The organism is Brachybacterium sp. GCM10030252, assembly GCF_042666535.1.
Taxonomy (GTDB): Bacteria; Actinomycetota; Actinomycetes; order Actinomycetales; family Dermabacteraceae; genus Brachybacterium.
In genome coordinates, this window is the sequence record NZ_JBHTDM010000025.1 from 1 (window position 1) to 20,741 (window position 20,741).

The following is a 20,741-nucleotide window of genomic DNA, read 5'->3' on the forward strand; positions in this document are numbered from 1 at the left end:
CGTCCTCGGTATAGCCGGGGCTGATCGACACGGGCTTCTCCTCTCCTGACGCGGCTACACCGCGGCTACGCCTCCATGACTCACAGCCAGCCTGACGGCAGGGGTGAGCTGCATCTGCCCTGCTCTCACGGGGGTCACACGCCGCTCAGCGACAAGTTCGTGCCAGCCATCTCCGGCATGCCGGGCTCTCCCGGTAGCCGGGGTCCGGTCAGCGGATCCAGCTGATATCCACCGAGGACTCCCCCGCCGCAGCCGCACGGGCGGCGCCGATGACCAGCACCATGGCGGCGGCGCCGGGGTCGATGACGCCCTTGGAGGCGTCGCCCACGTAGCTGGCGCGCCCGCGACGGGCAGTGGTCTCCGCGGTGGAGCGGACTCCTTCGAGGCCGGCCTGCTCGGCGGCGGCGAGTGTTTCGGCGGGGCCCTTCCCGGCCTGGACGGCCTCGCGCAGGGCGCCCACGGCCGGGTCGAGCGCGTCGACCATGGTCTTGTCGCCGACCTTGGCCTCGCCGTACTTCTGCACGGTGGCCTGGCCTGCGGCGAGCGCCTCAGCGAACTGGGCGAGCGTGGGGGTCCGCCCGTCGGCGCCACTGTCTCCGGTCCCGCGGTCCGCGCCGTCTCCGATCCCGTCGTCCTCACCGGCCTTGGCGAGGTCGCGGAAGAACATGCCGAACAGGGGCCCGCTGGTCCCTCCCACGCCGAGCCACGCCATGTACAGCGCGGTGAACCACTCGCGATAGGTGCCGGGGCCCTCCGCGTCGATGTTCGCGTCCAGGAGCTTCATGGCGGTGCGGACGTTGGTGCCGAAGTCGCCGTCGCCGGCGCGGCGGTCGAGGTCGCCGAGGGCGTCGGCGGCGGCGGAGAGGGTGTCGCGCACGAGCGTGACGCTCTGACGCCCGAAGTCGTCGCCCAGGGGTTCGCTGCTGGTCGTGGCGGTCATGTCGGTGCTCCTTGCCAGGTCAGGGCATACCGGGTCAGTGTGTGCGGGGTCGGGGTTCACCAGGTCAGTGCGGGGGTGCGGACCGGTGCGTCCCACAGGCTCCGCAGCTGGTCATCGAGCGGCATCAGCGTGATCGAGACGCCGTGCATGTCCAGGCTGGTCACGTACGGGCCGACGAGGGAGCGGCTGATCTCGATGCCGGCGTCGCCGAGGCGGTGGTGCAGGGCACGGGCGACCACGTTGAGCTCGAGCGGGTAGGTCGAGCCGAGGCTGTTGACGATGGCGATCACCTCGTCGCCGCGGGCCAGGCCCAGCTCCTCGAGCAGGGGGTCCAGCAGCAGGTCCGTCAGCCCGTCGGCGTCGGCGAAGGACGCGCGCTGTGCGGCCCGCTCGCCATGGATGCCGACGCCGAGCTCGATCTCGTCGGCCTCGAGCTCGAACTGCGGCTGGTCGTCGCCGGGGTGGGTGCCAGCGGTCAGCGCGAGGCTCATGGTGCGGGCCGACGCGGCGGCGCGGCGACCGATCTCGGCGACCTCCTGCAGGGAGGCTCCGGCCTCGGCGGCGGCTCCGCACACCTTCTCGACGATCACGGTGGCGGCCGTACCGCGCCGGCCGGGCCCCTCGTCGTCCTCGGTATCGGTGGCGAGATCGTCGTCGACCAGCACCATCTCCGTCTCGATCGCGTCGTCCCCGGTGATCTCCCCGGCGATGCGGAAGTTCAGCACGTCGCCGGTGTAGTTCTTGACGATCTGGACGACGCCGCGGCCGGAATCGGCCGCCTTGGTGGCCTCCAGGACCTGCAGTGCGGTGGGGCTGGCGAACACGGCGCCCGCCACGGCGACATCGAGCATGCCGGTGCCCACGAACCCGGCGTGCAGCGGTTCGTGGCCGGAGCCGCCGCCGGAGACCAGACCGACCTTGTCCCGGGCGGGCTGCTTGCGGGTGAGGAAACGGTGCTCGGCGTTCAGCTCCAGCAGGGTGGGGTGGCTGAGCGCGAGACCTTCGAGGGCCTGCGGGATGAGGTCGTCGGGATCATTGATGATGCTTCGTCGCATGGGCGCTCCTCGAGACGGCGGCGTGTGCCTCGAGCGTAGCGCTGCCGGAGGCGGCGCGCTGGGGTCGGCCTCAGCGCGCCGCCCTCGGAATCACCGTCGATCACTCGTCGGGGTTGTACGTGCTCTGCGTGGGAAGCGTGTCCCAGAACGAGGTGTCCACGGTCTCGATCGACCCGTCGGCGATGGCGCGCGCCGTCTCCTCGAGTGTGGTCACGGTCTGTCGGATCAGGTATCCGCTGCTGCGCGCCCCGAGGACATAGTCCTCGTATGAATGATCGGACATGCCACGCATCTCGAACAGCAACGTCGCGATGCCGTACTCGACTGCCAGGCCATTGCGGCTGATGGTCTCGGCGCTGCCGCCGTTGTACTTGCCGATCAGTCCCCACCCCTTCGCCTCGACGGAGTCGTAGACGACTCCGCCGAGCTGCTTGGAGCGTTCGACGAGTTCGGGCGCGACGTTGGGGGTGGTCGGGTAGAGGATCGAACCGGATACCCACTCCTCCCCGATGGCGCTGTACGCACCCTGGTGGTGCAGGTCGATCATGTAATCGACGTCGAACGCGCCGAGCACGTTGTCGTGCAGCGCTTGCGTCTCCGGCTGGAGCCGGTCGACATGATCGCGATTGAGGTCGACCTCGGCAGCGTTGTACCGCGTGAGGTGTCGGTCCCCGTGGGCGATGTAGTCCTCGAGAGAGAAGTCGACGTCGCCCATCGCCCCATCCGGGTTGAGCATCGGGACCACGAGGACATTGACTCCCTCGAGCACGTCACGGTTGCGCCCCGTGCCGAGGTGCTTGATGAACTCGAGCGCGCCCTCCGTCGTGAGCTGCTCGTTGCCATGCTGCTGTGTGAGATAGAGGACCGTCGGATTGTCGAGATCGCTGACCCATGAGGCCAGGTAGAGGTCCCGCCCCTTCAGCGACTGACCGATGACCGTCAGTTCCATCGCCGGCTGCTTGGCGGCCTGCGCCTCCAGGAACGAGGCGACATCCTCGTACGTGGACAGGTGGGCAGTGGTGATGTTGCCGTTCCCGCCCCACTCCGGCCCGTTGCCCACCGCATGGGCGGCAACCGGCACGGAGATGAGGGGAAGGGCGGTCAGTGCACCGAGAGCGCTTCGTCGTGTGATGTGAGTCATGGGGTAGACCGAATCGGTTCGCACGGCTCACCTCAAGGAAGTTGTCAGGAACGGTGCTGAACCGTGACCTGCTCAGGGTTCCGCGCCCCCACGGTCCAGGTCTCACCAGAACCGCAGACGGGACGCGTGCGGCGTCACCACCGCGGGTGGATGGACTCCCGCAGCAGCTCCTCGTAGGTCTCGCGGACGGCCGTGTCGAAGCGCTCGAGCACGTCGGCCTGCTCCGCGGTCGGCTCGCTGCCGGCCGCGGCGTTGCGCTGGGCCTGCTCACCGGTGCTGGCACCGGGGATCGCGGCGGTCACGCCCTCCTGGCCGGTGATCCAGCGCAGCGTCGCCTCGGGCAGGGGCATCGCGCCGTCCAGCGCCTGCTCGAGGCGCGCGACGGCCTCCAGGCCGGTCTCGTACTCGACGCCGGAGAACGTCTCGCCCTGGTCGAAGGCCTCGCCGTGACGGTTGAAGCTGCGGTGATCGTTGCCGGCGAAGGTGGTCGACGGGGAGAACTTCCCCGTCAGCAGACCCGAGGCCAGCGGCACCCGGGCGATGATGGCCACGCCCTTCTCGCGAGCAGTGGGCACCACCTCGTCCAGGGGCTTGAGGCGGAAGGGGTTCAGGATGATCTGGATCGAGGCGAGGTGCTCGCGCTCGAGGCTGATCAGCGCCTCCTCGCAGGTCTCGACGCTGACGCCCCAGGCGGCGATCTTCTTCTCGCCGACCAGCGCATCCAGCACGTCGAACACGCGGTCGTCGCGGTAGATCTCCGGCGGCGGGCAGTGCAGCTGGACGAGGTCGAGGGTATCGGTGGCGAGGTTCTGCCGGGAGCGCTCGATCCAGGAGCGCAGGTTCTCCTCGGTGAAGGACTCCGGCGCGAAGGGATCGGCGCGGCGCGAGGCCTTGGTGGCGATGAACAGCGGGGCCGACGAGGACCCGGCCTCTCCGGCGAGCGCCGCGGCCCGCTCGGGCAGACCGCCCACCAGGCGCTCGCTGCGGCCGTCACCGTAGACGTCGGCCGTGTCGAAGAACGTCACGCCGGCCTGGAGGGCGGCCTCGAGCACCGCGTTCGCGGAGTCGTCGGAGACGTCGCCCCAGTCGGCGCCGATCTGCCAGCAGCCCTGGCCGATCACGGACAGCGGACGGCCGAGGCGAGACGGGGTTCTGTACTGCATGGACATCGGTGACCTCACATATCGGGTAGCCGCCGAACGGCGACGGAGCGGATGCTCACCAGTGTTCCAGAACTCGACGTCGGCGGAGTATCACGACGGAGGGCCGACCGGGAGGACACGGGCGATGACGACCTCTGCGGCGAGTTCGGACACTGCGATGTCGAGCTGTGCCCGAAGAGCTGCGGCTGCGGCGAGGTTGAAGGACTCCGCCGGAGCGCATACGACGGTGAACTCGTCGGCGGCGGACGGCCGCCGGAGGATCTCCTCGAGGCGACGAGCTGCTGCGACGGCGTCAGCGAGGTCCTGGCCACGATGGTTGCCGAGGTCGTCGACCGGCTCGGGCTTCCCTTCCCCGGTGACCATCGCTTCGGTGACCAGGAGGTCCGCATCGCCGTCGTGGAACCGCTCGAGCAGGACGGTTGCGGCGACGGCACGTGACGCTGTCGCCGCGACGTGGGAGAGCAGCCACGTCAGCTGCGCCAGCCCGGTGGCAAGCGAGCCGGATCCGGCACCGGCGCTCCAGGAACGATTGCCCTCGCCGGTGCGGGCGCGGCCAAGGTCCTGCCATCCGTCACCGGAGACGGAAGGAATCGGCACCGACAGCGGCGATTCGATCGCGAGCGCGACGCGCCGCCCATTCCGGAGAGCAGCTCCCATGTATGTCGCAAGCTCCGACGGGTCGTCGGTGCCATGGGCATCGCCGGACGCGTCGGCCCAGGCGAAGCCGCCCGGCCTGCGGATCGACCCGATATCGACACCGATCACGAGCGTTTCGTCATGGGCCATCTGCTCATCCTCGCGCGGAAGCACGGTCTGCCGCACCATCAATCCGGAACGCTGGCGGCACCGACAGGCCGGGCCGCACCGGGTGCGGGCCCGACGGGCCGCTTCCCGCTCCCCGCGGACGGCCGTCTCCTCTGCCTGAAGCTGGCCGAGGGCCGGCCCGGGATCTGTGACGCTGCGGCCCCCGCCGGCCCCGACGGCCCCCACCGTCGGCTGCCGGCTCCCGCAGCGGATCCGATCCCGTGGCCCGGCCTCGCGTCCCCTCGTGACCCGCACCCAGTACCGGGAATCTACGGGTCCCCTCGACGCAGCGCGATGGGGTGAACTCCCCGGTCAGACTCCCCGTGGAGAACTCCCCGGGGAGAACTCCCCATGTGCCGCCTCAGTGCTTGCCGGCGTCCGAGCGCAGGGCGAAGGTGCCCTGCGCCCGTCGGCGGCCCTGCACCGGGCGGTCGGGGACGATGCCGTCCAGGAAGCGGTAGCCGTCGCGGGTGTAGGCGGCGCGCAGGTCGCCTCCGTCGGCCGCGTCGGTGAGCTGGCGCCACCAGTCGGTGATGTCGCCCCAGCCGGGGGCGGCGAGGGATCCGCCGAACTGCTGGACGGCCAGGGCGGAGCACAGGGAGGCGAACTTCAATCGCTCCGGCAGAGGCCACTGGGCCAGCGTGCCCAGCACCATCGAGGCGGCGAAGACGTCGCCCGCGCCCGTGGTGTCCGTGGCCGTGACGGGTACGGCCGGGCAGTAGGCCTCCTCGCCGGTGGAGCCGTCGATGGCGTAGGTGCCGGCGGCGCCGTCGGTCACCACGGCGAGCGGGACGATCTCGGCGACGGCGCGCACCGCCTTGTCGGGGCTCTCGGTGCGGGTGTACGCCATGGCCTCCAGGGCGTTGGGGGTGAAGGCGTGGCAGTGGGCCAGCGGGGCGAGGTCCGCCCGGTCCCAGCGTTCGGTCTCGTCGTAGCCGATGTCGGCGAAGATCAACGAGCCGCGGCGGGCCAGATCCGCCCACCAGCCGGTCTCCCCCGCCAGGTCGACCACGGCGGCGCGGGCGGCGGGCGCTCGGGCGATCAGGCTCGAGAGCGGTTCGGGCAGATCGTGGCCGTGGGTGACCATGGCGCGGTCACCCTGGGTGGCGACCGACGCGGTCAGCGGCGAGTGGAAGTCGGGGAAGCGACGCGAGGCGGAGAGGTCGATGCCCTCCTCGTGCGCCATCGTGTGCCACATCCAGTCGGCGTAGGCGTCGTCCCCGAAGCCGGCCACCAGCCCGGTGCGCAGGCCCAGGCGGGCGGCGGCGACGGCGAGGTTCGCGATGCCGCCGGGGCTGGAGCCCATGCCCTTGGACCACAGCTCCTCGCCGGGCCGCGGCAGTCGCTCCAAGCCGGTGAAGACGATGTCGAAGAACACCGTGCCGGACAGCAGCACGTCCAGCGGCGGGTCCCCGTCCTGGCGAGTGCTCGCCAGCGGATCCCATCCGGCGGCCGCGTCGCGGGCGGCGATCTCCTCGGGGGTGGTCGGGCTCGCGGGGCCCTCGGGCCGAACGGATTCAGGCCGCGCGGGCTCCGGGGTGGGGTTCGGGGTCATCACTTGACGGCTCCTTCGAGCATTCCGCGGATGAAGTGTCGCTGCAGGACGAGGAACATGATCACCATCGGCAGGGCGACGATGACGGCGCCTGCCGAGAGCAGGGCGAGTTCGGCGGTGTACTGGCCCTGGAAGTTCGCCAGGCCCAGCGGGGCGGTGCGCAGGCTGCCACCGGGGGTCATCACCAGAGCGATGAGGAACTCGTTCCAGGTCCACATGAACGCGAGCACGATCAGCGTGGTCACGGCGGGGACGGAGGCGGGGACCACGATCCGCAGCAGGGTGCGCACGGGCCCCGCGCCGTCCAGGGCCGCGGCCTCCAGCAGCTCCTCGGGCAGGGTGCGGAACTGCGCGCGCAGCCAGAACGTGCCGAAGGCGACGGACTGGGCGATCTGCGGCAGGGCGATCGCCGCGTAGGTGTCGGTCAGCCCCATCGCGCGCAGGTCGAAGAACAGCGGGATCACCACGGCCTCGGCCGGGATCATCAGGCCCAGCAGGAACACGTAGAACAGCAGCGTCGCGCCCGGGAAGCGCATGGTCCCGAAGGCGTAGCCGGAGAGCACGGAGAGGACCACGGCGGCGCTGACCACGATCGCCGCGACCACGAGCGAGTTGGCCAGGGAGCGGCCGAAGCCGCCCACCTGCCAGGCCTCGACGAAGTTCTCCGGGTGAAGGTTCCAGAATCCTCCGTCGGCCGCATCCGCCCCGATCTGCGGGGAGAAGGAGGTCAGCAGGATCGTCAGGATCGGGGTCAGGGCGAAGACGGCGAACAGCACCAGCACGACGTAGTTCATCGCGCGTTCGGCGGCGGAGACTCTCATCGTGCCTGCTCCCCTCGCTCGCCGATCCGGGTGACAGCCACGTTGATGGCGAAGACCAGCACGGTCAGCACGATGGCGACGGCGCTGGCCGAGCCCACCTCACGCAGCTCGAAGGCCCGGAAGTAGACCTCGTAGCTGGGTACGGTGGTGGCGTTGCCCGGGCCGCCCGAGGTGGTCATGTAGATCAGGTCGAACGTCTTCAGCGCCGCGATGATCGTCAGCACCAGCGAGACCACGATCTCGCCCCGGACAGAGGGCAGCGTGATGGCGAAGAACTCCCGCAGCGGGCCCGCGCCGTCGAGCCGGGCCGCCTCGAACAGGTCGTTGGGGATCCGGCTCATCCCGGCCAGCAGCAACAGCATGACCAGGCCCATCTGCAGCCAGGTGCCGATGAGGCCCACGGCCGGCAGCGCCGCGCCGGGATCACCCAGCCAGCCGCGGGCCAGCTCGTCCAGCCCCACCGCCCGCAGCGCCTGGTTCAGCGGTCCGTTCGGGGAGTAGATGTTCCGCCACGCCACGGCGACCACGACCAGCGCGATCACCTGGGGCAGGAAGACCACGGTGCGGAAGAAGCCCATGCCGCGCACCTGGCCGCGGCGCAGCACGGCGGCCAGGACCAGGCCGATCACCAGGGGCAGCCCCGAGTAGAACAGGATCAGCACCAGGGCATTGCCGATGGCGGCCCGGAACGCCTCGTCCCCGATCAGGTCGGTGTAGTTCTGCAGCCCCACGAAGGTGGACGGGCCGAATCCCGGCCATTCGTAGAGGGAGAACTGCGCCGCCCGCACCAGCGGGTACAGGGAGAACGCCGCGTAGACGACGAAGGCGGGCAGGATGAAGAGGTAAGGGGTCGCGCGCGATCGCACGACCGCCGATGGGGCCTTTCTCGGCATACGCCGCTCAACCCTCCGCGGTGAACTCGCCGTAGTCGGCCTGCAGCGCCTCGGCGGCGGCCGACGGGTCGCTCTGCCCGCCGATGACCTCCTGCAGTGCGGCCCCGGCGGTGTCGGCGAACGACGGCGTCGCGTAGTCCAGGTACGGCAGCAGCACCCCGTCGTTCGAGACGGCATCGAAGGCTTCGTAGGCGTCCTTGTTGACCCCTGAGGCCGGGGCGAGCTCGGCGGTGCGCAGCACCGGCATCCCGCCCTTCTCGGCGATCAGCTCCATCGCGGTGTCGCTGGTGATGTACTCGATGTAGGCGGCGGCCGCGTCGGGGTTGGCGGCCTGGGCGGGGATGCCGAAGGGCAGGCCGGTCCCGCCGGTCGTCGCGACCGTGCCGTCGACCCCGGCGGGCGGCGCCATGAAGCGCAGGTCCTCGCCCATCACGGCCTCCATGTCCGGGGCGAGCCAGGAGCCGCCGATGAGCATCACACCGGTGCCCTCGGTGAACTCGGCCCACGCGGTGTCGTAGGCCAGCCCGTTCGGGGAGTCGCCGAAGGCGCCGCTGCTCGCCCAGTCGGCGAGCTGGGTCAGGGCCTGCACGTTGGGATCGGAGGTCCACTCCGCGCCCGCGTTGCCCATCGCCAGGGTCACGATCTCCTCGGCGGGCACGAAATGCGCCTGCAGCGGGCCGAAGACGTGCAGCGCCGGCCACTGCTCGAGATTGCCGAGCACGAGCGGCTGCTCCCCGGCGTCCTGCGCGGTCTGGACGAGCGCGAAGAGCTCGTCCCAGGTGGCCGGGGGCTCCGCGCCGATCGCCTCGAGCTTCGCGGCGCTGTAGTAGATGCCGCACACCTCGCCGGTCTGCGGCAGGCCCCACAGGGACCCCTCGCCGAAAGTGACGCCGTCGCTCGAGTAGCGCGCCTTGGACAGCACGGAGGAGGGGAACCGGTCCTCCCAGCCGTAGGCCTCGGCGTAGCCGGAGAGGTCCATCAGCTGGCCGGCCTTGACGAACTCGCCCATGTCCCCGCGGGCGTTGTTGACCTGGAGGACGTCGGGCACGTCGTTGCCGGACAGCGCCAGGCCCGTCTGCTGCTGGAGGTCGTCGAAGGACTGCGAGACGCGGTCGACGGTGATGTTCGGGTACTCCGACTGGAACGCATCGATCAGAGCGGTGATCGCGTCGTTCTGGGCACCGCGCACCTCCTGGTCCCAGACCTTCAGGGTGATCTCACCCATCGCCGCCGGGTCGGTCTCGACGTCGCTCGCGGCCGGGCCTCCCCCGCCGTCACTGTTGGTGCCGCCGCCGGAGTCGGAGCCGGGGGCGCAGGCCGCGAGGAGGCCGAGGCCTCCGGCAGCGGCACTGGAGCCGAGGAAGGTGCGTCGACGCATGGGGTTCTCCAGAGGTAGCGGGCGGCAGCGCTCGGGCGCTGTGGCACAGGACACCCATCATGACACGAACTGCGTGATTCTGCAGTGCGATGTTCGAAACTGCATGGATTTGCTTGAAGAGTGCTACGGTGACGCCATGCTGAGTGAGGAGCGCCACGAGAGCATCGTCGCCACGGTGCGTCGTCGCGGCTCCGCCACCGTCGGCGGCCTGAGCGCGGATTTCGGGGTCTCCGAGGCCACGATCCGGCGGGACCTCGACCTGCTGGCCGAGGCCGGGGTGCTGCGCCGGGTGCGCGGGGGTGCGACCGATGTGCACAGCAGCATCCGCCCGGAGGCCGACGAACGACCCTTCGCCGATGTCGCGGCCACCGCCCCCGCCGCCAAGCGCCGGATCGCGGAGAAGGCCGTCGCCCGGATCGAGGACGGCGACGTGATCGCGTTGGACATCGGGACCACCGTCGCCGCCATGTGCCCGTTGCTCACGGGACGTTCCCTGACCGTCGTCACCGCGTCCCTCGCGGTCGTGAAGTCCCTGGCGGAGGCACCGGGGATCGACATCGTCGTCCTCGGCGGGCTGCTGCGCCCGAACTACCAGTCCCTCGTCGGGACCCTCACGGAGGCGGCGCTGCGCCAGGTGCGCGTCGATGCCGCCTTCCTGGGCACCTCCGGAGTGCGGGCCGACGGCACCGTGCTGGACTCCACGCCCAGCGAGATCCCCGTCAAGCGCGGCCTGCTGTCCGTCTCCTCCTCCGCCTACCTGCTCGCCGACCACTCGAAGTTCCCCGGCTCCGGCTTCCTCGAGGTCGCCCCGCTGGGCCGCTTCACCGCCCTGATCACCGACCGTTCCCCCCATCCCGCACAACTTTCCCTCCCCGAGGGGGAGGACCTGGAGGTCCTGCTGCCATGAAGCTGACGATCCTGGGCGGGGGCGGTTTCCGCGTCCCGCTGGTCTACGAGGCCGTCGCCACCGGCGCCACCGGCCTGCACGTCGACGAGATCGCCCTGCAGGACGTCGACCCCGGGCGGCTGCGCACCATCAGCGCCGTGATCGAGGGGCTGCGGGAGCAGCTGGTCGCGCAGGGGCGCACCGCCCGGCCGCCGGCGCTGACCGTCACGACCGACCTGCGCGAGGCGGTCGCCGGCGCCGACTTCGTCTTCAGCGCCGTGCGCGTCGGCGGCGCCGAGGCACGCACCGTCGACGAGCGCGTCGCCCTCGACCTGGGCCTGCTGGGCCAGGAGACCATCGGCCCGGGCGGTCTCGCCTACGCGCTGCGCACCATCCCCGTGGCCCTGGACATCGCCCGCACCGTCGCCGACGCCGCCCCCGGCGCGTGGGTCATCAACTTCACCAATCCCGCCGGGATCGTCACCGAGGCCATGCGCACCGTCCTCGGCGATCGCGTCGTGGGCATCTGCGACACCCCGATCGGCCTGGTGCGGCGCGTGGGCCGCCTGCTGGGCGTCGACCTGGTCGGCGGCGAGCGCGGGGCCGACGTGGACTACGTGGGCCTGAACCACCTGGGATGGCTGCGCTCGGTGAGCGTGGACGGCCAGGACCGCCTTCCCGGCCTGCTGGCCGACGACGCCGCCCTCGAGGAGATCGAGGAGGCGCGCCTGATCGGGAAGGACTGGGTGCGGGCCGACGGGGCGCTGCCGAACGAGTACCTGTACTACTACCTGCACACCTCCGCGGCGATCGAGCGGATCGTGGGCTCGGCCAGCACCCGGGGTGAGTTCCTCGCCGCGCAGCAGGGCGATTTCTACGGTGCGGCCGCCGAGGGATCGTGCTGCTCCTCGCCGCTGGAGAGGTGGCGCTCCACCCTCCACGAACGGGAGGCCACCTACATGGCCGAGTCCCGGGACGAGGAGCGCCGCGAGGAGGACGTCGCCGGGGGCGGGTACCAGGAGGTGGCGCTGCGGCTGATGACGGCGATCGCCACCGGGCGCAGCGAACGGATGATCCTCGATGTCGGCAACGTCCCCGCCGGCCACGAGGCCGACCCGGTCTCCCGCCGGATCGTGCCGGAGCTTCCGGCGGACACTGTTCTGGAGGTGCTGTGCACCGTGGACGGCGACGGCGTTCACCCCCGGCCGGTGGCACCGGTGGAGCTGGGGCGGCTCGGGCTGATGTCCTCCCTGCGCGCCGCCGAGCGCTCCATCCTCGAGGCCGCCGTGACCGGCTCGCGCCAGGCCGCCTGGCAGGGATTCTCGACCCATCCCCTGGTCAGCTCGCCCACGCTCGGCGCAAGACTGCTGGAGGGCTACATCGCCGGCCACCCGCAGATCGACGCGCTGCTGACGCGTCGCTGAGGCGGTCTCGAGCGGGGCCGGGGCGTCCGCGCCCGTGGTCGGCACCCGGCCCGACGCCGGCCGCGCGGCCGCCCGAGACCATGTCGAGACCGTCCGTCCCGGTCGTGACCACCTGTGGCCGGCTCACGGCGGACCTGCAAGGATGAACGGATCCCTGACAACCGCTTACCCCGGGAGTTCCCCCATGACCCAGACGACGCCGACCCCGACCACGGCCTCACGACCGCGCATCGGCATCGCCGGGATCGCCATCGAGTCCTCGACCTTCACCCCGTACCGCTCCTCCGAGCGCGACTTCGAGGTCCGGCGCGGCACCGAGGAGGTGCTGGCACGGTTCCCGTTCTTCAGCGGCGCCGTCGACCCCGGATCCGCCCCCGGGCCGGCGTCCGGCGCCCCGGCCGGGACCCCGTCGGCCAGCGGGCAGGCGCTGCGGGAGGCCGCCGAATACGTCGGCGTGCTGCAGGCCCGGGCCCTGCCGGGCGGCCAGCTCGTGCGGGACGATTACGAGGGCTGGAAGCGCGAGATCACCGAGGGACTCGCCGCGGCGCACGCCGAGGCACCGCTGGACGGGTTCTTCTTCGACATCCACGGCGCCATGAGCGTGGAGGGGCTGGATGACGCCGAAGGAGACCTGATCACCGCGATCCGCGAGGCGATCGGTCCCGACGTCGTCGTCGGCACCGCGATGGACCTGCACGGCAACGTCTCCGAGACGCTGTTCGAGGCGTGCGACCTGCTCACCTGCTACCGCCACGCCCCGCACATCGACGCCTGGGAGACTCGAGAGCGCGGACTGCGGGATCTCGTCGAGACCTGCGCGCGGGTCAGGGCCGGCGGCGCCCTCCCCCACAAGGCACTGGTGCACGTGCCGATCCTGCTGCCCGGGGAGAAGACGTCCACCCGCATCGAGCCGGCCAAGTCGCTGTACGGGAGGATCCCGGCGATCACCGAGCGTGAGGGCATCACCGACATCTCGTGCTGGATCGGCTTCGCCTGGGCGGATCAGCCCCGCTGCCAGGCGGCGATCGTGGCCTACGGCGAGGATGCGGATGCCGTCGACGCCGCGGCCCTCGAGCTGGCCACCGCGCTGTGGAAGGTCCGCCACGACGTCGATTTCGTCGCCCCCGCCGCTCCCTTCGACGAGTGTCTGGACCGTGCGATCACCTCGATCGCCCGGCCGTTCTGGATCTCCGACTCGGGCGACAATCCCGGCGCCGGCGGCGCCGACGACACCACGTACTGCCTGGCGCGGCTGATCGCCCGCGAGGAGATCCGCTCCGGGGAGGTCAGCGCTCTGATGGTCGCCCTGGCCGATCCCGCGTCGGCCGATGCCGCGACCGAGCTCGGAGTCGGCGGGCGCGGCGACTTCCTGGTCGGAGGGCACATCGATACCCGCGAGCCCGGCCCGGTCGCGCTGCGCGCCGAGGTCGAGGCGCTGGACGAGACGACCCAGACCGGCCGTGCCGCGCGGCTGCGCGTGCTGGATGGGGACCGGCCGACGGGCCTGAGCGTGGTGGTCACGGCACGCCGCTCGCAGTGGGCACGCCAGGGCATGTTCGAGCGGCTGGGGATGTCCATGACCGGCTTCGACGTGGTCACCGTGAAGATGGGCTACCTCGAGCCGGACCAGTACGAGGCGGCGGCGGACTGGATGCTGGCGCTCACCCCGGGCGGCGTGGACCAGGACCTGGTGCGGCTCGGTCACCAGCGCATCCAGCGCCCCATGATCCCGTTCGACGCGGAGATCCCCGCGCCCACCCCGGCGTCCGTGGTCAGCGCCGCGGGGCGAGAGATCTCGTCGCCGCGGCCGTGAAGGGCCGAGGCACCGATGGTCCATGAGGACCCGGAGCTCCGCGCACGGCTCGCCGCGGAGGCCGAACGCACCGCTGAGCGGATCTCCGCCCTGGAGCGAGACTACGGATCCATCGTGGACGGCATGCAGCTGAGCTCCACCGATGACGAGCATGATCCCGAAGGGTTCACCACGGCCGTGGACCGCTCCCGGACGAGCGCCCTCCTGGAGACCGCCCGTCACCAGCTGGCCGAGGTGCGCAGTGCCCAGGAGCGCATGGCCGCCGGGGCCTACGGCCGCTGCGAGGTCTGCGGCGAGGCGATCCCCCGCGGGCGGCTCCTGGCGCGGCCGGCGGCGCGCACCTGCGTCGAGTGCGCGGACCCGGGCCGTCGCTGACCGGCGCGTCGGCCGCCTCCGGAGAGGGTCACCGAATACCGGCGATGATGTCGTCGACCACGCGCTGTGCGACCGTGGACGCCACCTCGCGAGGTGCGCCCCGCAGCGGGCCGTGGACCATCAGCTCCGCGCACCCGTGCACAGCCGACCAGCAGGACAGCTCCGCCCCGTCGCGGCGGTGCGCCGGCAGCACCCCGGTGCGCACGCACTCGTCGAGCGCGGCCAGCAGCTCGGCGAACGGCGGGACGTCCTGGAGCTCCACCTCCTCGGCCGGGTCGAGCGCGGCATCGTCGGCGGCACCCGCTTCGGCCCCGTCCCGGGCGCGCTCGCCGAAGAAGGCCAGTTCGAACCATCCCGGCTCCTCGATCGCGAAGTCGATGTACCCCAGACCCACACCGCGCAGTCGCGCCAGGGCCGCCCCCGCCTCGTCGTCGCCTTCCTCGTCGCCGGAGCAGCCGTGCCGCGTCCGCGAGCGCATGCGCTGGACCATGCGCGCCTGGATCTCGCCGGAGAGCGCGACCATCAGGGCGTGACGGTCACGGAAGTGGCGATAGGCAGCCGCCGGAGAGACCCCGGCGCGGCGGGTCACCTCGCGCAGCGACAGGGCGGAGGGACCCTGGTGGCGCGAGATCTCGAGCCCTTCGGCCACGAGCGCAGCCCGCAGGTCGCCGTGATGATACGGCCGCGATCGCTCCGCCACTCTTGACGCCCTCCTGAAGGAAGTTTACGGTGTTCACACCAATGTGGATGGTGTTCACATGCACTGTATCCCTCCCGAGGAGCGTCATGACGACGAGTCCCGCCCCGTTCCCTCCCGTCACCGATGCCGAGACGTGGCGCCGCGAGCTCGACCAGCTCCGCGCCCGCGAGAAGGCTGCGACCCGCGAGCTCGACGCGATCGCCGCCCAGCGTCGCCGCCTACCCATGGTCGAGCTGCCCGAGTACACGCTGATGTCGAAGGACGGCCCGGTGCGCCTGGTCGACGTCTTCGCGGGCCGTTCGCAGCTGATCACGTACCACCACATGTGGTCCCCCGGCTCGGAGTGGCAGTGCGGGGGCTGCACGTACTTCACCTCGCAGTTCACCCGCCTGGACTTCCTGGACCGGTACGACGCCCGCTTCGTCGTCGTCACCCAGGGCCCGATCGACGAGGCCCTGGCCTACCGCGAGAAGGTCGGCAACGAGATGGAGTGGTACTCCACCGCCGACAGCTCGTTCGGGGCGGACGTGGACGCCCCACCCGGTGGGGGATTCGCGGTCAACGTGCTCCTCCGCGACGGGGACCGTGTCTTCCGCACCTGGCACACCACGGGCCGCGGTACCGAGCAGCTCTCCCACACCTTCGCCCTGGTGGACCTGCTGCCGTGGGGCCGGCAGGAGCCCTGGCAGGACTCCCCCGCGGGCTGGCCCCGTTCCGAGACCTACGACAGGTGGCTGGACTCCCCCGACGTCGCCGCCCTCTACGGGAGGACACCCTCATGAGCACCGTCCGGACGGGCCCCGCCCCGGGAGCGCCATGCATTCGCTGATCCTCACCCAGAACATGACCGCCGACGGCTCGGTCGAGATGCTCGATGACTGGTTCGACCCCAGCGAGCAGGACCCCGAGATGCTCGAGCTCACCCAGCGCGACAGCGCCGAATGCGATGCGATCGTGCTGGGCCGGCAGACGTTCGAGGACTTCCGCGGGTACTGGCCCCAGCAGAGCGACGACACCACGGGGATCACCGACGAGCTCAACGCCCTCGCCAAGTACGTCGTCAGCACGACCATGACCGACCCCGGATGGCAGAACTCCACGGTCATCGACACCGACCCCGTCGCCGCGGTCCGGGAGCTCACCCAGCGATCCGGTCGATCGATCTCCCTGACCGGCAGCATCACGCTCAGCCACACTCTCATCGCCGCCGGTCTCGTCGACGAGTACTGCCTGTGGACCTATCCCTACGTCCAGGGACGCGGCCGGCGGCTGTTCCCCGACGGCCACCGCGAGCGCCTTCGCCTCACCGAGCACCGCTCCTTCGCCACCGGCGTCACCTACACGCGCTGGTCTTCCGCCACACCCCTGGAAAGGAACGAGTCATGACCGAGCCCACCGCCGCACCGACCGCCCCCACCACGCCAGAGGCATCCACCACGCCGGGGGCCGAGCGCGGCCAGCATGGCGACGCCGAGGTCCGCCTCGTCGCCCACCGCGTGGTGAAGGCCCCGCCCGGCGAGGTCTTCGCCCTGCTCACCGACCCTTCCCGCCACCACGAGACGGAGCCGACGGATTGGGTGCGAGGCGCCCTGGACGGGGCTCCGGAGCGGCTGACCGCGGCGGGCCAGGTGTTCGGCATCGAGATGTTCCACGTCAACGCGGGCGGGCGCTACGAGATGCACAACCTGGTGACCCTCCTGGAGCCGGAGCGCGCGATCGCCTGGGAGCCGTCCCAGTACGGCGCCGACGGCACGCTGCAGGGCGGCGGATGGATCTGGCGCTACGATCTCGAGCCCGTCGCCGAGGGCACTCGCGTGAGCCTGACCTACGACTGGAGCGCCACCCCACCGGAGGTCGCCGCAGCCATCGGCGGCATGCCGGCCGTCGGCCCCGATCATCTCGAGGCCTCCCTCGCCTCCCTCGCCGAGACCGTGGAGGGCGACTCACGCGCCGCCTGAACTCACCCCGGCCTCCTCGCCGGGGTGTGGCGTGCCCGCTGCCCGTGCGCCGGCCTCTCAGGAGTCGACGAGGGTGACCTCGAAGGAGTACCGCGAGGCGCGGTAGACGTGGTACCCGTACTCCACGACGCCGCCGTCATTGGCGAAGGACTTGCGCTCCATGGTCAGCAGGGCCGCGCCGACCTGCTCGTCCAGCAGCTCGGCGTGCTCCTCGTCAGCGGTGGTGGCGCCGATGCGCTCCTGAGCGAGGACGGAGATCACGCCCATCTCGCGCAGGGAGGCGTAGAGGCCGGTGGCGGCCAACGACTCCCGCGAGGGCGCGATGCGTTCGGGCAGGGTGTTGCGCATGACGGCCAGGGGTTCGTCGTCGGCATAGCGCACGCGCAGCAGGTCGAGGACCTGCTCGCCGGGGCGCAGCTGGAGCCGGTCGGTCGCTTCGACCGACGGGCGGCCGATCCGGTACTCGATGATCTCGGTGCGGGGGTCCTTCCCGGCGGTGCGCAGGTCGTCGTACAGGGAGGTCAGCGCGACCTGCCGGTTCACGGGGGCCTGGATCACCTGGGTGCCCACCCCGCGCTTGCGCACCAGCATGCCCTTGTCCACGAGCTCCTGGATGCCCTGGCGCACCGTCGGGCGCGAGAGCCCCAGCCGTTTGGCCAGGGCCATCTCGTTCTCCAGGCGGCTGCCCGGGGGCAGGCCTCCGGTGCGCACGGCGTCCTCGATCGCGGAGGCGAGCTGGAGGTACAGCGGCTGGGTGCTGTCGCGGTCCACGGTGAGGTCCAGGACGAACGGACTCACCTCGGTGCTTCCGGTGTCCATGGGTCTCTCCTTCGTGCTCGCAGGCATGTCACGACATACCGTCCAGGGACTCCAGCATAGGGACCACGGTCACGCAGGACGCGCCTCCAGCTGCACGTCGATGGCGTCCTGGCTGGTCAGCGACTTCTCGGCGGCATCGCAGACGGCGGCGGCGAGATACCCGTCCCAGGCGGTCGCGGAGCGCTCGGCGATGTTCGTGCCGACCGCGATCGCATCGACCCAGGCCTGGACCTCGGCGTCGTAGGCCGCGACGAAGCGGGGCCGGAAGTCGGCGGGCACGGAACCTCCCCAGGTCCCGCCGGGCTGCTGAGTGGTGACGCGGGAGATGTCCAGGCCGATGGTGGCAGTTCCGCGGGAGCCGACCACCTCGGTGCGCACCTCGTAGCCGGCGCCGGTGTTCACGTACAGCTCGTCGGTGACCACCACGCCCGAGGCGGTGCGGAACAGCAGCAGCATCGGGTCGTGGAGTCCCTCGGGGGCGTTCTCCGTGCTGCGCGGGATGATCGTCTGGACCGAGGTCGCGGGCTCGTCGAGGAAGAACGAGATCGCGTCGATCTCGTGCACGGCGGAGTCGTAGACCATGTGGGCATCGGTGAACCCGGGCGGGACCTCGGCGTTGCGGTGCTTGCAGTTCAGCAGCATCGGGGTGCCGACCTCTCCCGCCTCCAGGGCGTCCTTGAGCTCGGCGTACTCGGCATCGAACCGCCGCATGAACCCCAGCGAGACGTACCGCTGCCCGGAGGCGTGCTCGGCGCGCACCACGTCGTAGGCGTCGGCCGGGTTCATCGCCAGCGGCTTCTCGCACAGCACGGGCTTGCCGGCGGCGATGCAGGCGATGGCCTGGTCGCGGTGGAACTGGCCGGGGCTCGTGATCAGCACGGCGTCGACGTCGTCGGCGGCGATGAGCTCCTCGGGCGAGTCGACGACCCGTGCACCGGGCGCGGCGGCGGCGACCTGCTCGGCGGTCTCCCGCCGGAAGTCGTTGATCGCGCTGACGCGGGCGCCCTTGGTGCGGCGGGTGATGCGCTCGACGTGATCGGCGCCCATCCGGCCCACGCCGATCACGCCGATGCGGAGGTCGCGCGGCAGATCCTGCTGGGTCTCCTGCGGGGTCATCGGGGTTCTCCTTCGAGACGGGGGTCGATCCCGGCGTCGGCCCAGGTGCCGCGCACCCAGGTCTGGTCGGGATGGTCGGTGATCTTCCACGCCCGCTCGGCCTCGGGGCCGGCCATGACGTTGAGGTAGTACATGTCGTGCCCGGGGGCGGCGGCGCACGGGCCGTGCCAGCCGTGCGGGACCAGCACGGTGTCCCCGGCGCGGACCTCGGTGAGCACGTCGATGGGGCGCTCGTCGCTGGCGGTGCTCCGGTGGTATCCGAAGCCGGCGCTCCCGCCGGGGGCGGGCTGGATCTCGTAGTAGTAGATCTCCTCCAGCGCGGATTCGCTCTCGGAGGCGGTGTCGTGCTTGTGGGCGGGGTAGCTGGACCAGTTCCCGCCGGGGGTGATCACCTCGACGGCGATCAGGCTGTCGCAGGCGTCGAACACGCCGGCGGCGCCGAAGTTGCGGACCTTGCGGGTCATGTTCCCGCCGCCGCGGATCTCGACGGGGATGTCCTCGGCGCGGATCAGGGCGACGGGATGGCCGCCGGCCGCGTCGGCCTCGACGACGGCGGCGGTCACGGCGAAGCGGCCTCCGCGCTCGGACGAGATCTCCAGGTGGGAGCCGACGGGGGCGTAGAGCACGTCCGTCGCGGAGGCGAAGACGTCTTCGCGGCCGCGCAGGGTGTGCGTCGTGCCCTCGACGGTGACCTGGCAGCCGCCGCTGAGCGGCACGACCATCACCTCGACGCCGTCGGCCGCATAGGCCTCTGATTCACCCGGGCCGAGGGCGAGCACGCGCAGGCCGGTGTGGTGCCAGCCCTCGCGCCGGCCGGGATCGATCACCGTGTCGTAGCGGCCCTCGCCGGAGGAGCGGGCGGGGATGTGCAGCTGCGTCATGGGGGCTCCGTTCTCTCAGCGGATCATCTCGACCGAGGCGCGCACTGCGGAGGTCACATCGCCGTCGGCCGGGTAGAGCAGGGTGCGGCCGACGACCAGCCCGCGGACGTTGGGCCGGTCCAGCGCTCTCTGCCAGGTGGCGCGCAGGCCCGCGGGGTCGGCGTCGACCGGGTCGCCGCCGAGGATGAGGGTCGGCAGGGTGGTGGCGTCCATGACCCGCTCCATGTCCTCCACCGCCGGCAGCTTCAGCCAGGTGTAGGCGCTGGTCGCGCCGAGGCCCTGACCGATGTGGATGGACCTGATGACGGCCTCGGGCGAGAGGTTGTTGACGAGCTTGCCGTCGCGGCGGGCGGACATGAACGGCTCGACCATCGCGATCAGCTCGTGCCGGGCGAGGTCGGTGACGGCCTTGGCGCTGGCATCGAGGATGAAGGAGGTCCGGTCGTCGGAGAGGTCGATGCGGGTGAGCATCTTGCCGCCGTCGAAGCCGGAGGCCTTGATGGAGGGGGCGTCGTAGGCGGTGAAGCGGTCCTCGATCTCCCAGGATCCGCCCTGCAGGCCGCCCCGGTTCATCGAGGCGAAGACGACCTTGTCCTCGAGCGCGCCCAGCAGGAGGAGATCCTCGAGGATGTCGGCGGTGCCGAGCACGCCGTCCACGCCGGGCACGGCGAGGGCCTCGCGCATGCGGTCCAGCAGCTCGGTGCGGCTGGCCATGGCGTCGGGGCGGGGGCCGACGCCGAGGGCACCGCGGGCGGGATGGTCCGCCGCGATCACCATGAGGCGCCCGCCCGTGTCGGCGACGGTGCGGCGGCGACGGGCGGCGGCGAGGCGGGCGATGCGCCCCGGATCCTCCAGGCGCACCCGCGTGACGTCCTCGTAGGTGCTGACGAACTCCGTGCTGCGGTCGACGTCGGTGCTCACTGGGGGACCCTCCTTAGTGCGGCCTTGTTCGGTAGGGTCGTGACCACTCGGTCCCGGCGGGTGCATGGCCTAGGATGCGAGCCGTTCGACGGCCAGCA

Annotated in this window: 21 protein-coding genes; 7 read left to right on the forward strand and 14 right to left on the reverse strand. The window is 71.4% G+C overall.

What is annotated here, in order from left to right; all coding sequences use genetic code 11:
• Positions 1–208: 208 nt before the first annotated feature.
• The 9 genes from ACFQRJ_RS12730 to ACFQRJ_RS12770 all read right to left on the reverse strand — a co-directional run bounded on the left by ACFQRJ_RS12730 (position 209) and on the right by ACFQRJ_RS12770 (position 9,750).
• A complete protein-coding gene (locus ACFQRJ_RS12730; RefSeq protein ID WP_377019518.1) occupies positions 209–940 on the reverse strand; it encodes a DAK2 domain-containing protein in 732 nt (243 codons plus the stop codon).
• A gap of 56 nt (positions 941–996) precedes the next feature.
• Positions 997–1,995 carry a dihydroxyacetone kinase subunit DhaK gene (locus ACFQRJ_RS12735; RefSeq protein WP_377019519.1) on the reverse strand — a complete coding sequence of 333 codons (999 nt, stop codon included), beginning with the start codon at positions 1,993–1,995 and terminating at the stop codon, positions 997–999.
• 100 nt (positions 1,996–2,095) lie between these two features.
• Positions 2,096–3,136, reverse strand: a complete 1,041-nt coding sequence (locus tag ACFQRJ_RS12740) for a M14 family zinc carboxypeptidase (RefSeq protein WP_377019520.1) — start codon at positions 3,134–3,136, stop codon at positions 2,096–2,098.
• Positions 3,137–3,270: 134 nt separating this feature from the next.
• Entirely contained in the window at positions 3,271–4,299 is a 1,029-nt protein-coding gene (locus tag ACFQRJ_RS12745) for an aldo/keto reductase (RefSeq protein ID WP_377019521.1), read from the reverse strand.
• 90 nt (positions 4,300–4,389) lie between these two features.
• Complete coding sequence (locus ACFQRJ_RS12750) at positions 4,390–5,085, reverse strand: hypothetical protein (RefSeq protein ID WP_377019522.1); 696 nt, start codon at positions 5,083–5,085, stop codon at positions 4,390–4,392.
• A 379-nt stretch (positions 5,086–5,464) separates the two neighbouring features.
• Entirely contained in the window at positions 5,465–6,658 is a 1,194-nt protein-coding gene (locus ACFQRJ_RS12755; protein ID WP_377019523.1) for a carbohydrate kinase family protein, read from the reverse strand.
• Positions 6,658–7,479, reverse strand: coding sequence for a carbohydrate ABC transporter permease (locus ACFQRJ_RS12760; protein WP_377019524.1), 822 nt, complete (start codon positions 7,477–7,479; stop codon positions 6,658–6,660). The genes ACFQRJ_RS12755 and ACFQRJ_RS12760 overlap by 1 nt, the downstream gene beginning before the upstream one ends.
• Positions 7,476–8,372 carry a carbohydrate ABC transporter permease gene (locus ACFQRJ_RS12765; RefSeq protein WP_377019525.1) on the reverse strand — a complete coding sequence of 299 codons (897 nt, stop codon included), beginning with the start codon at positions 8,370–8,372 and terminating at the stop codon, positions 7,476–7,478. The genes ACFQRJ_RS12760 and ACFQRJ_RS12765 overlap by 4 nt, the downstream gene beginning before the upstream one ends.
• Before the next feature lie 7 nt (positions 8,373–8,379).
• Positions 8,380–9,750: an ABC transporter substrate-binding protein gene (locus ACFQRJ_RS12770; protein ID WP_377019526.1), complete on the reverse strand. Its 1,371-nt coding sequence runs from the start codon at positions 9,748–9,750 to the stop codon at positions 8,380–8,382.
• Between the two features lie 136 nt (positions 9,751–9,886).
• Here ACFQRJ_RS12770 and ACFQRJ_RS12775 point away from each other — a divergent pair, with 136 nt between their 5' ends.
• The 4 genes from ACFQRJ_RS12775 to ACFQRJ_RS12790 all read left to right on the forward strand — a co-directional run bounded on the left by ACFQRJ_RS12775 (position 9,887) and on the right by ACFQRJ_RS12790 (position 14,248).
• The gene (locus ACFQRJ_RS12775) at positions 9,887–10,657 is read left to right on the forward strand and encodes a DeoR/GlpR family DNA-binding transcription regulator (RefSeq protein WP_377019527.1); all 771 of its coding nucleotides are present in this window, start codon (positions 9,887–9,889) and stop codon (positions 10,655–10,657) included.
• Positions 10,654–12,060, forward strand: coding sequence for a 6-phospho-beta-glucosidase (locus tag ACFQRJ_RS12780; RefSeq protein ID WP_377019528.1), 1,407 nt, complete (start codon positions 10,654–10,656; stop codon positions 12,058–12,060). Before ACFQRJ_RS12775 ends, ACFQRJ_RS12780 begins: the two co-directional genes overlap by 4 nt.
• Positions 12,061–12,244: 184 nt before the next feature.
• On the forward strand, positions 12,245–13,873 hold the full coding sequence (locus tag ACFQRJ_RS12785) for a M81 family metallopeptidase (protein WP_377019529.1): 1,629 nt from the start codon (positions 12,245–12,247) through the stop codon (positions 13,871–13,873).
• A gap of 15 nt (positions 13,874–13,888) precedes the next feature.
• Entirely contained in the window at positions 13,889–14,248 is a 360-nt protein-coding gene (locus tag ACFQRJ_RS12790; RefSeq protein ID WP_377019530.1) for a TraR/DksA family transcriptional regulator, read from the forward strand.
• Positions 14,249–14,276: 28 nt separating this feature from the next.
• Here ACFQRJ_RS12790 and ACFQRJ_RS12795 read toward each other — a convergent pair whose 3' ends face one another.
• Entirely contained in the window at positions 14,277–14,948 is a 672-nt protein-coding gene (locus tag ACFQRJ_RS12795; protein ID WP_377019531.1) for a TetR/AcrR family transcriptional regulator, read from the reverse strand.
• A gap of 86 nt (positions 14,949–15,034) precedes the next feature.
• Here ACFQRJ_RS12795 and ACFQRJ_RS12800 point away from each other — a divergent pair, with 86 nt between their 5' ends.
• Genes ACFQRJ_RS12800 through ACFQRJ_RS12810 form a run of 3 tightly spaced genes read left to right on the forward strand, consistent with a single transcriptional unit; the run spans position 15,035 to position 16,906 of the window.
• On the forward strand, positions 15,035–15,730 hold the full coding sequence (locus ACFQRJ_RS12800; RefSeq protein WP_377019533.1) for a DUF899 domain-containing protein: 696 nt from the start codon (positions 15,035–15,037) through the stop codon (positions 15,728–15,730).
• Between the two features lie 34 nt (positions 15,731–15,764).
• Positions 15,765–16,334, forward strand: coding sequence for a dihydrofolate reductase family protein (locus tag ACFQRJ_RS12805; RefSeq protein WP_377019535.1), 570 nt, complete (start codon positions 15,765–15,767; stop codon positions 16,332–16,334).
• Positions 16,331–16,906, forward strand: a complete 576-nt coding sequence (locus tag ACFQRJ_RS12810; RefSeq protein WP_377019536.1) for an SRPBCC family protein — start codon at positions 16,331–16,333, stop codon at positions 16,904–16,906. Before ACFQRJ_RS12805 ends, ACFQRJ_RS12810 begins: the two co-directional genes overlap by 4 nt.
• Before the next feature lie 57 nt (positions 16,907–16,963).
• Here the strand turns inward: ACFQRJ_RS12810 and ACFQRJ_RS12815 are convergent, their stop codons facing one another.
• From ACFQRJ_RS12815 to ACFQRJ_RS12830, 4 genes are all read right to left on the reverse strand, one after another.
• Complete coding sequence (locus tag ACFQRJ_RS12815; RefSeq protein WP_377019538.1) at positions 16,964–17,725, reverse strand: GntR family transcriptional regulator; 762 nt, start codon at positions 17,723–17,725, stop codon at positions 16,964–16,966.
• A 69-nt stretch (positions 17,726–17,794) separates the two neighbouring features.
• A complete protein-coding gene (locus tag ACFQRJ_RS12820; protein WP_377019539.1) occupies positions 17,795–18,841 on the reverse strand; it encodes a Gfo/Idh/MocA family protein in 1,047 nt (348 codons plus the stop codon).
• Entirely contained in the window at positions 18,838–19,722 is an 885-nt protein-coding gene (gene iolB, locus ACFQRJ_RS12825) for a 5-deoxy-glucuronate isomerase (RefSeq protein ID WP_377019541.1), read from the reverse strand. Before iolB ends, ACFQRJ_RS12820 begins: the two co-directional genes overlap by 4 nt.
• A gap of 15 nt (positions 19,723–19,737) precedes the next feature.
• Positions 19,738–20,643, reverse strand: a complete 906-nt coding sequence (locus ACFQRJ_RS12830; RefSeq protein WP_377019542.1) for a deoxyribose-phosphate aldolase — start codon at positions 20,641–20,643, stop codon at positions 19,738–19,740.
• Positions 20,644–20,741: the final 98 nt, after the last annotated feature.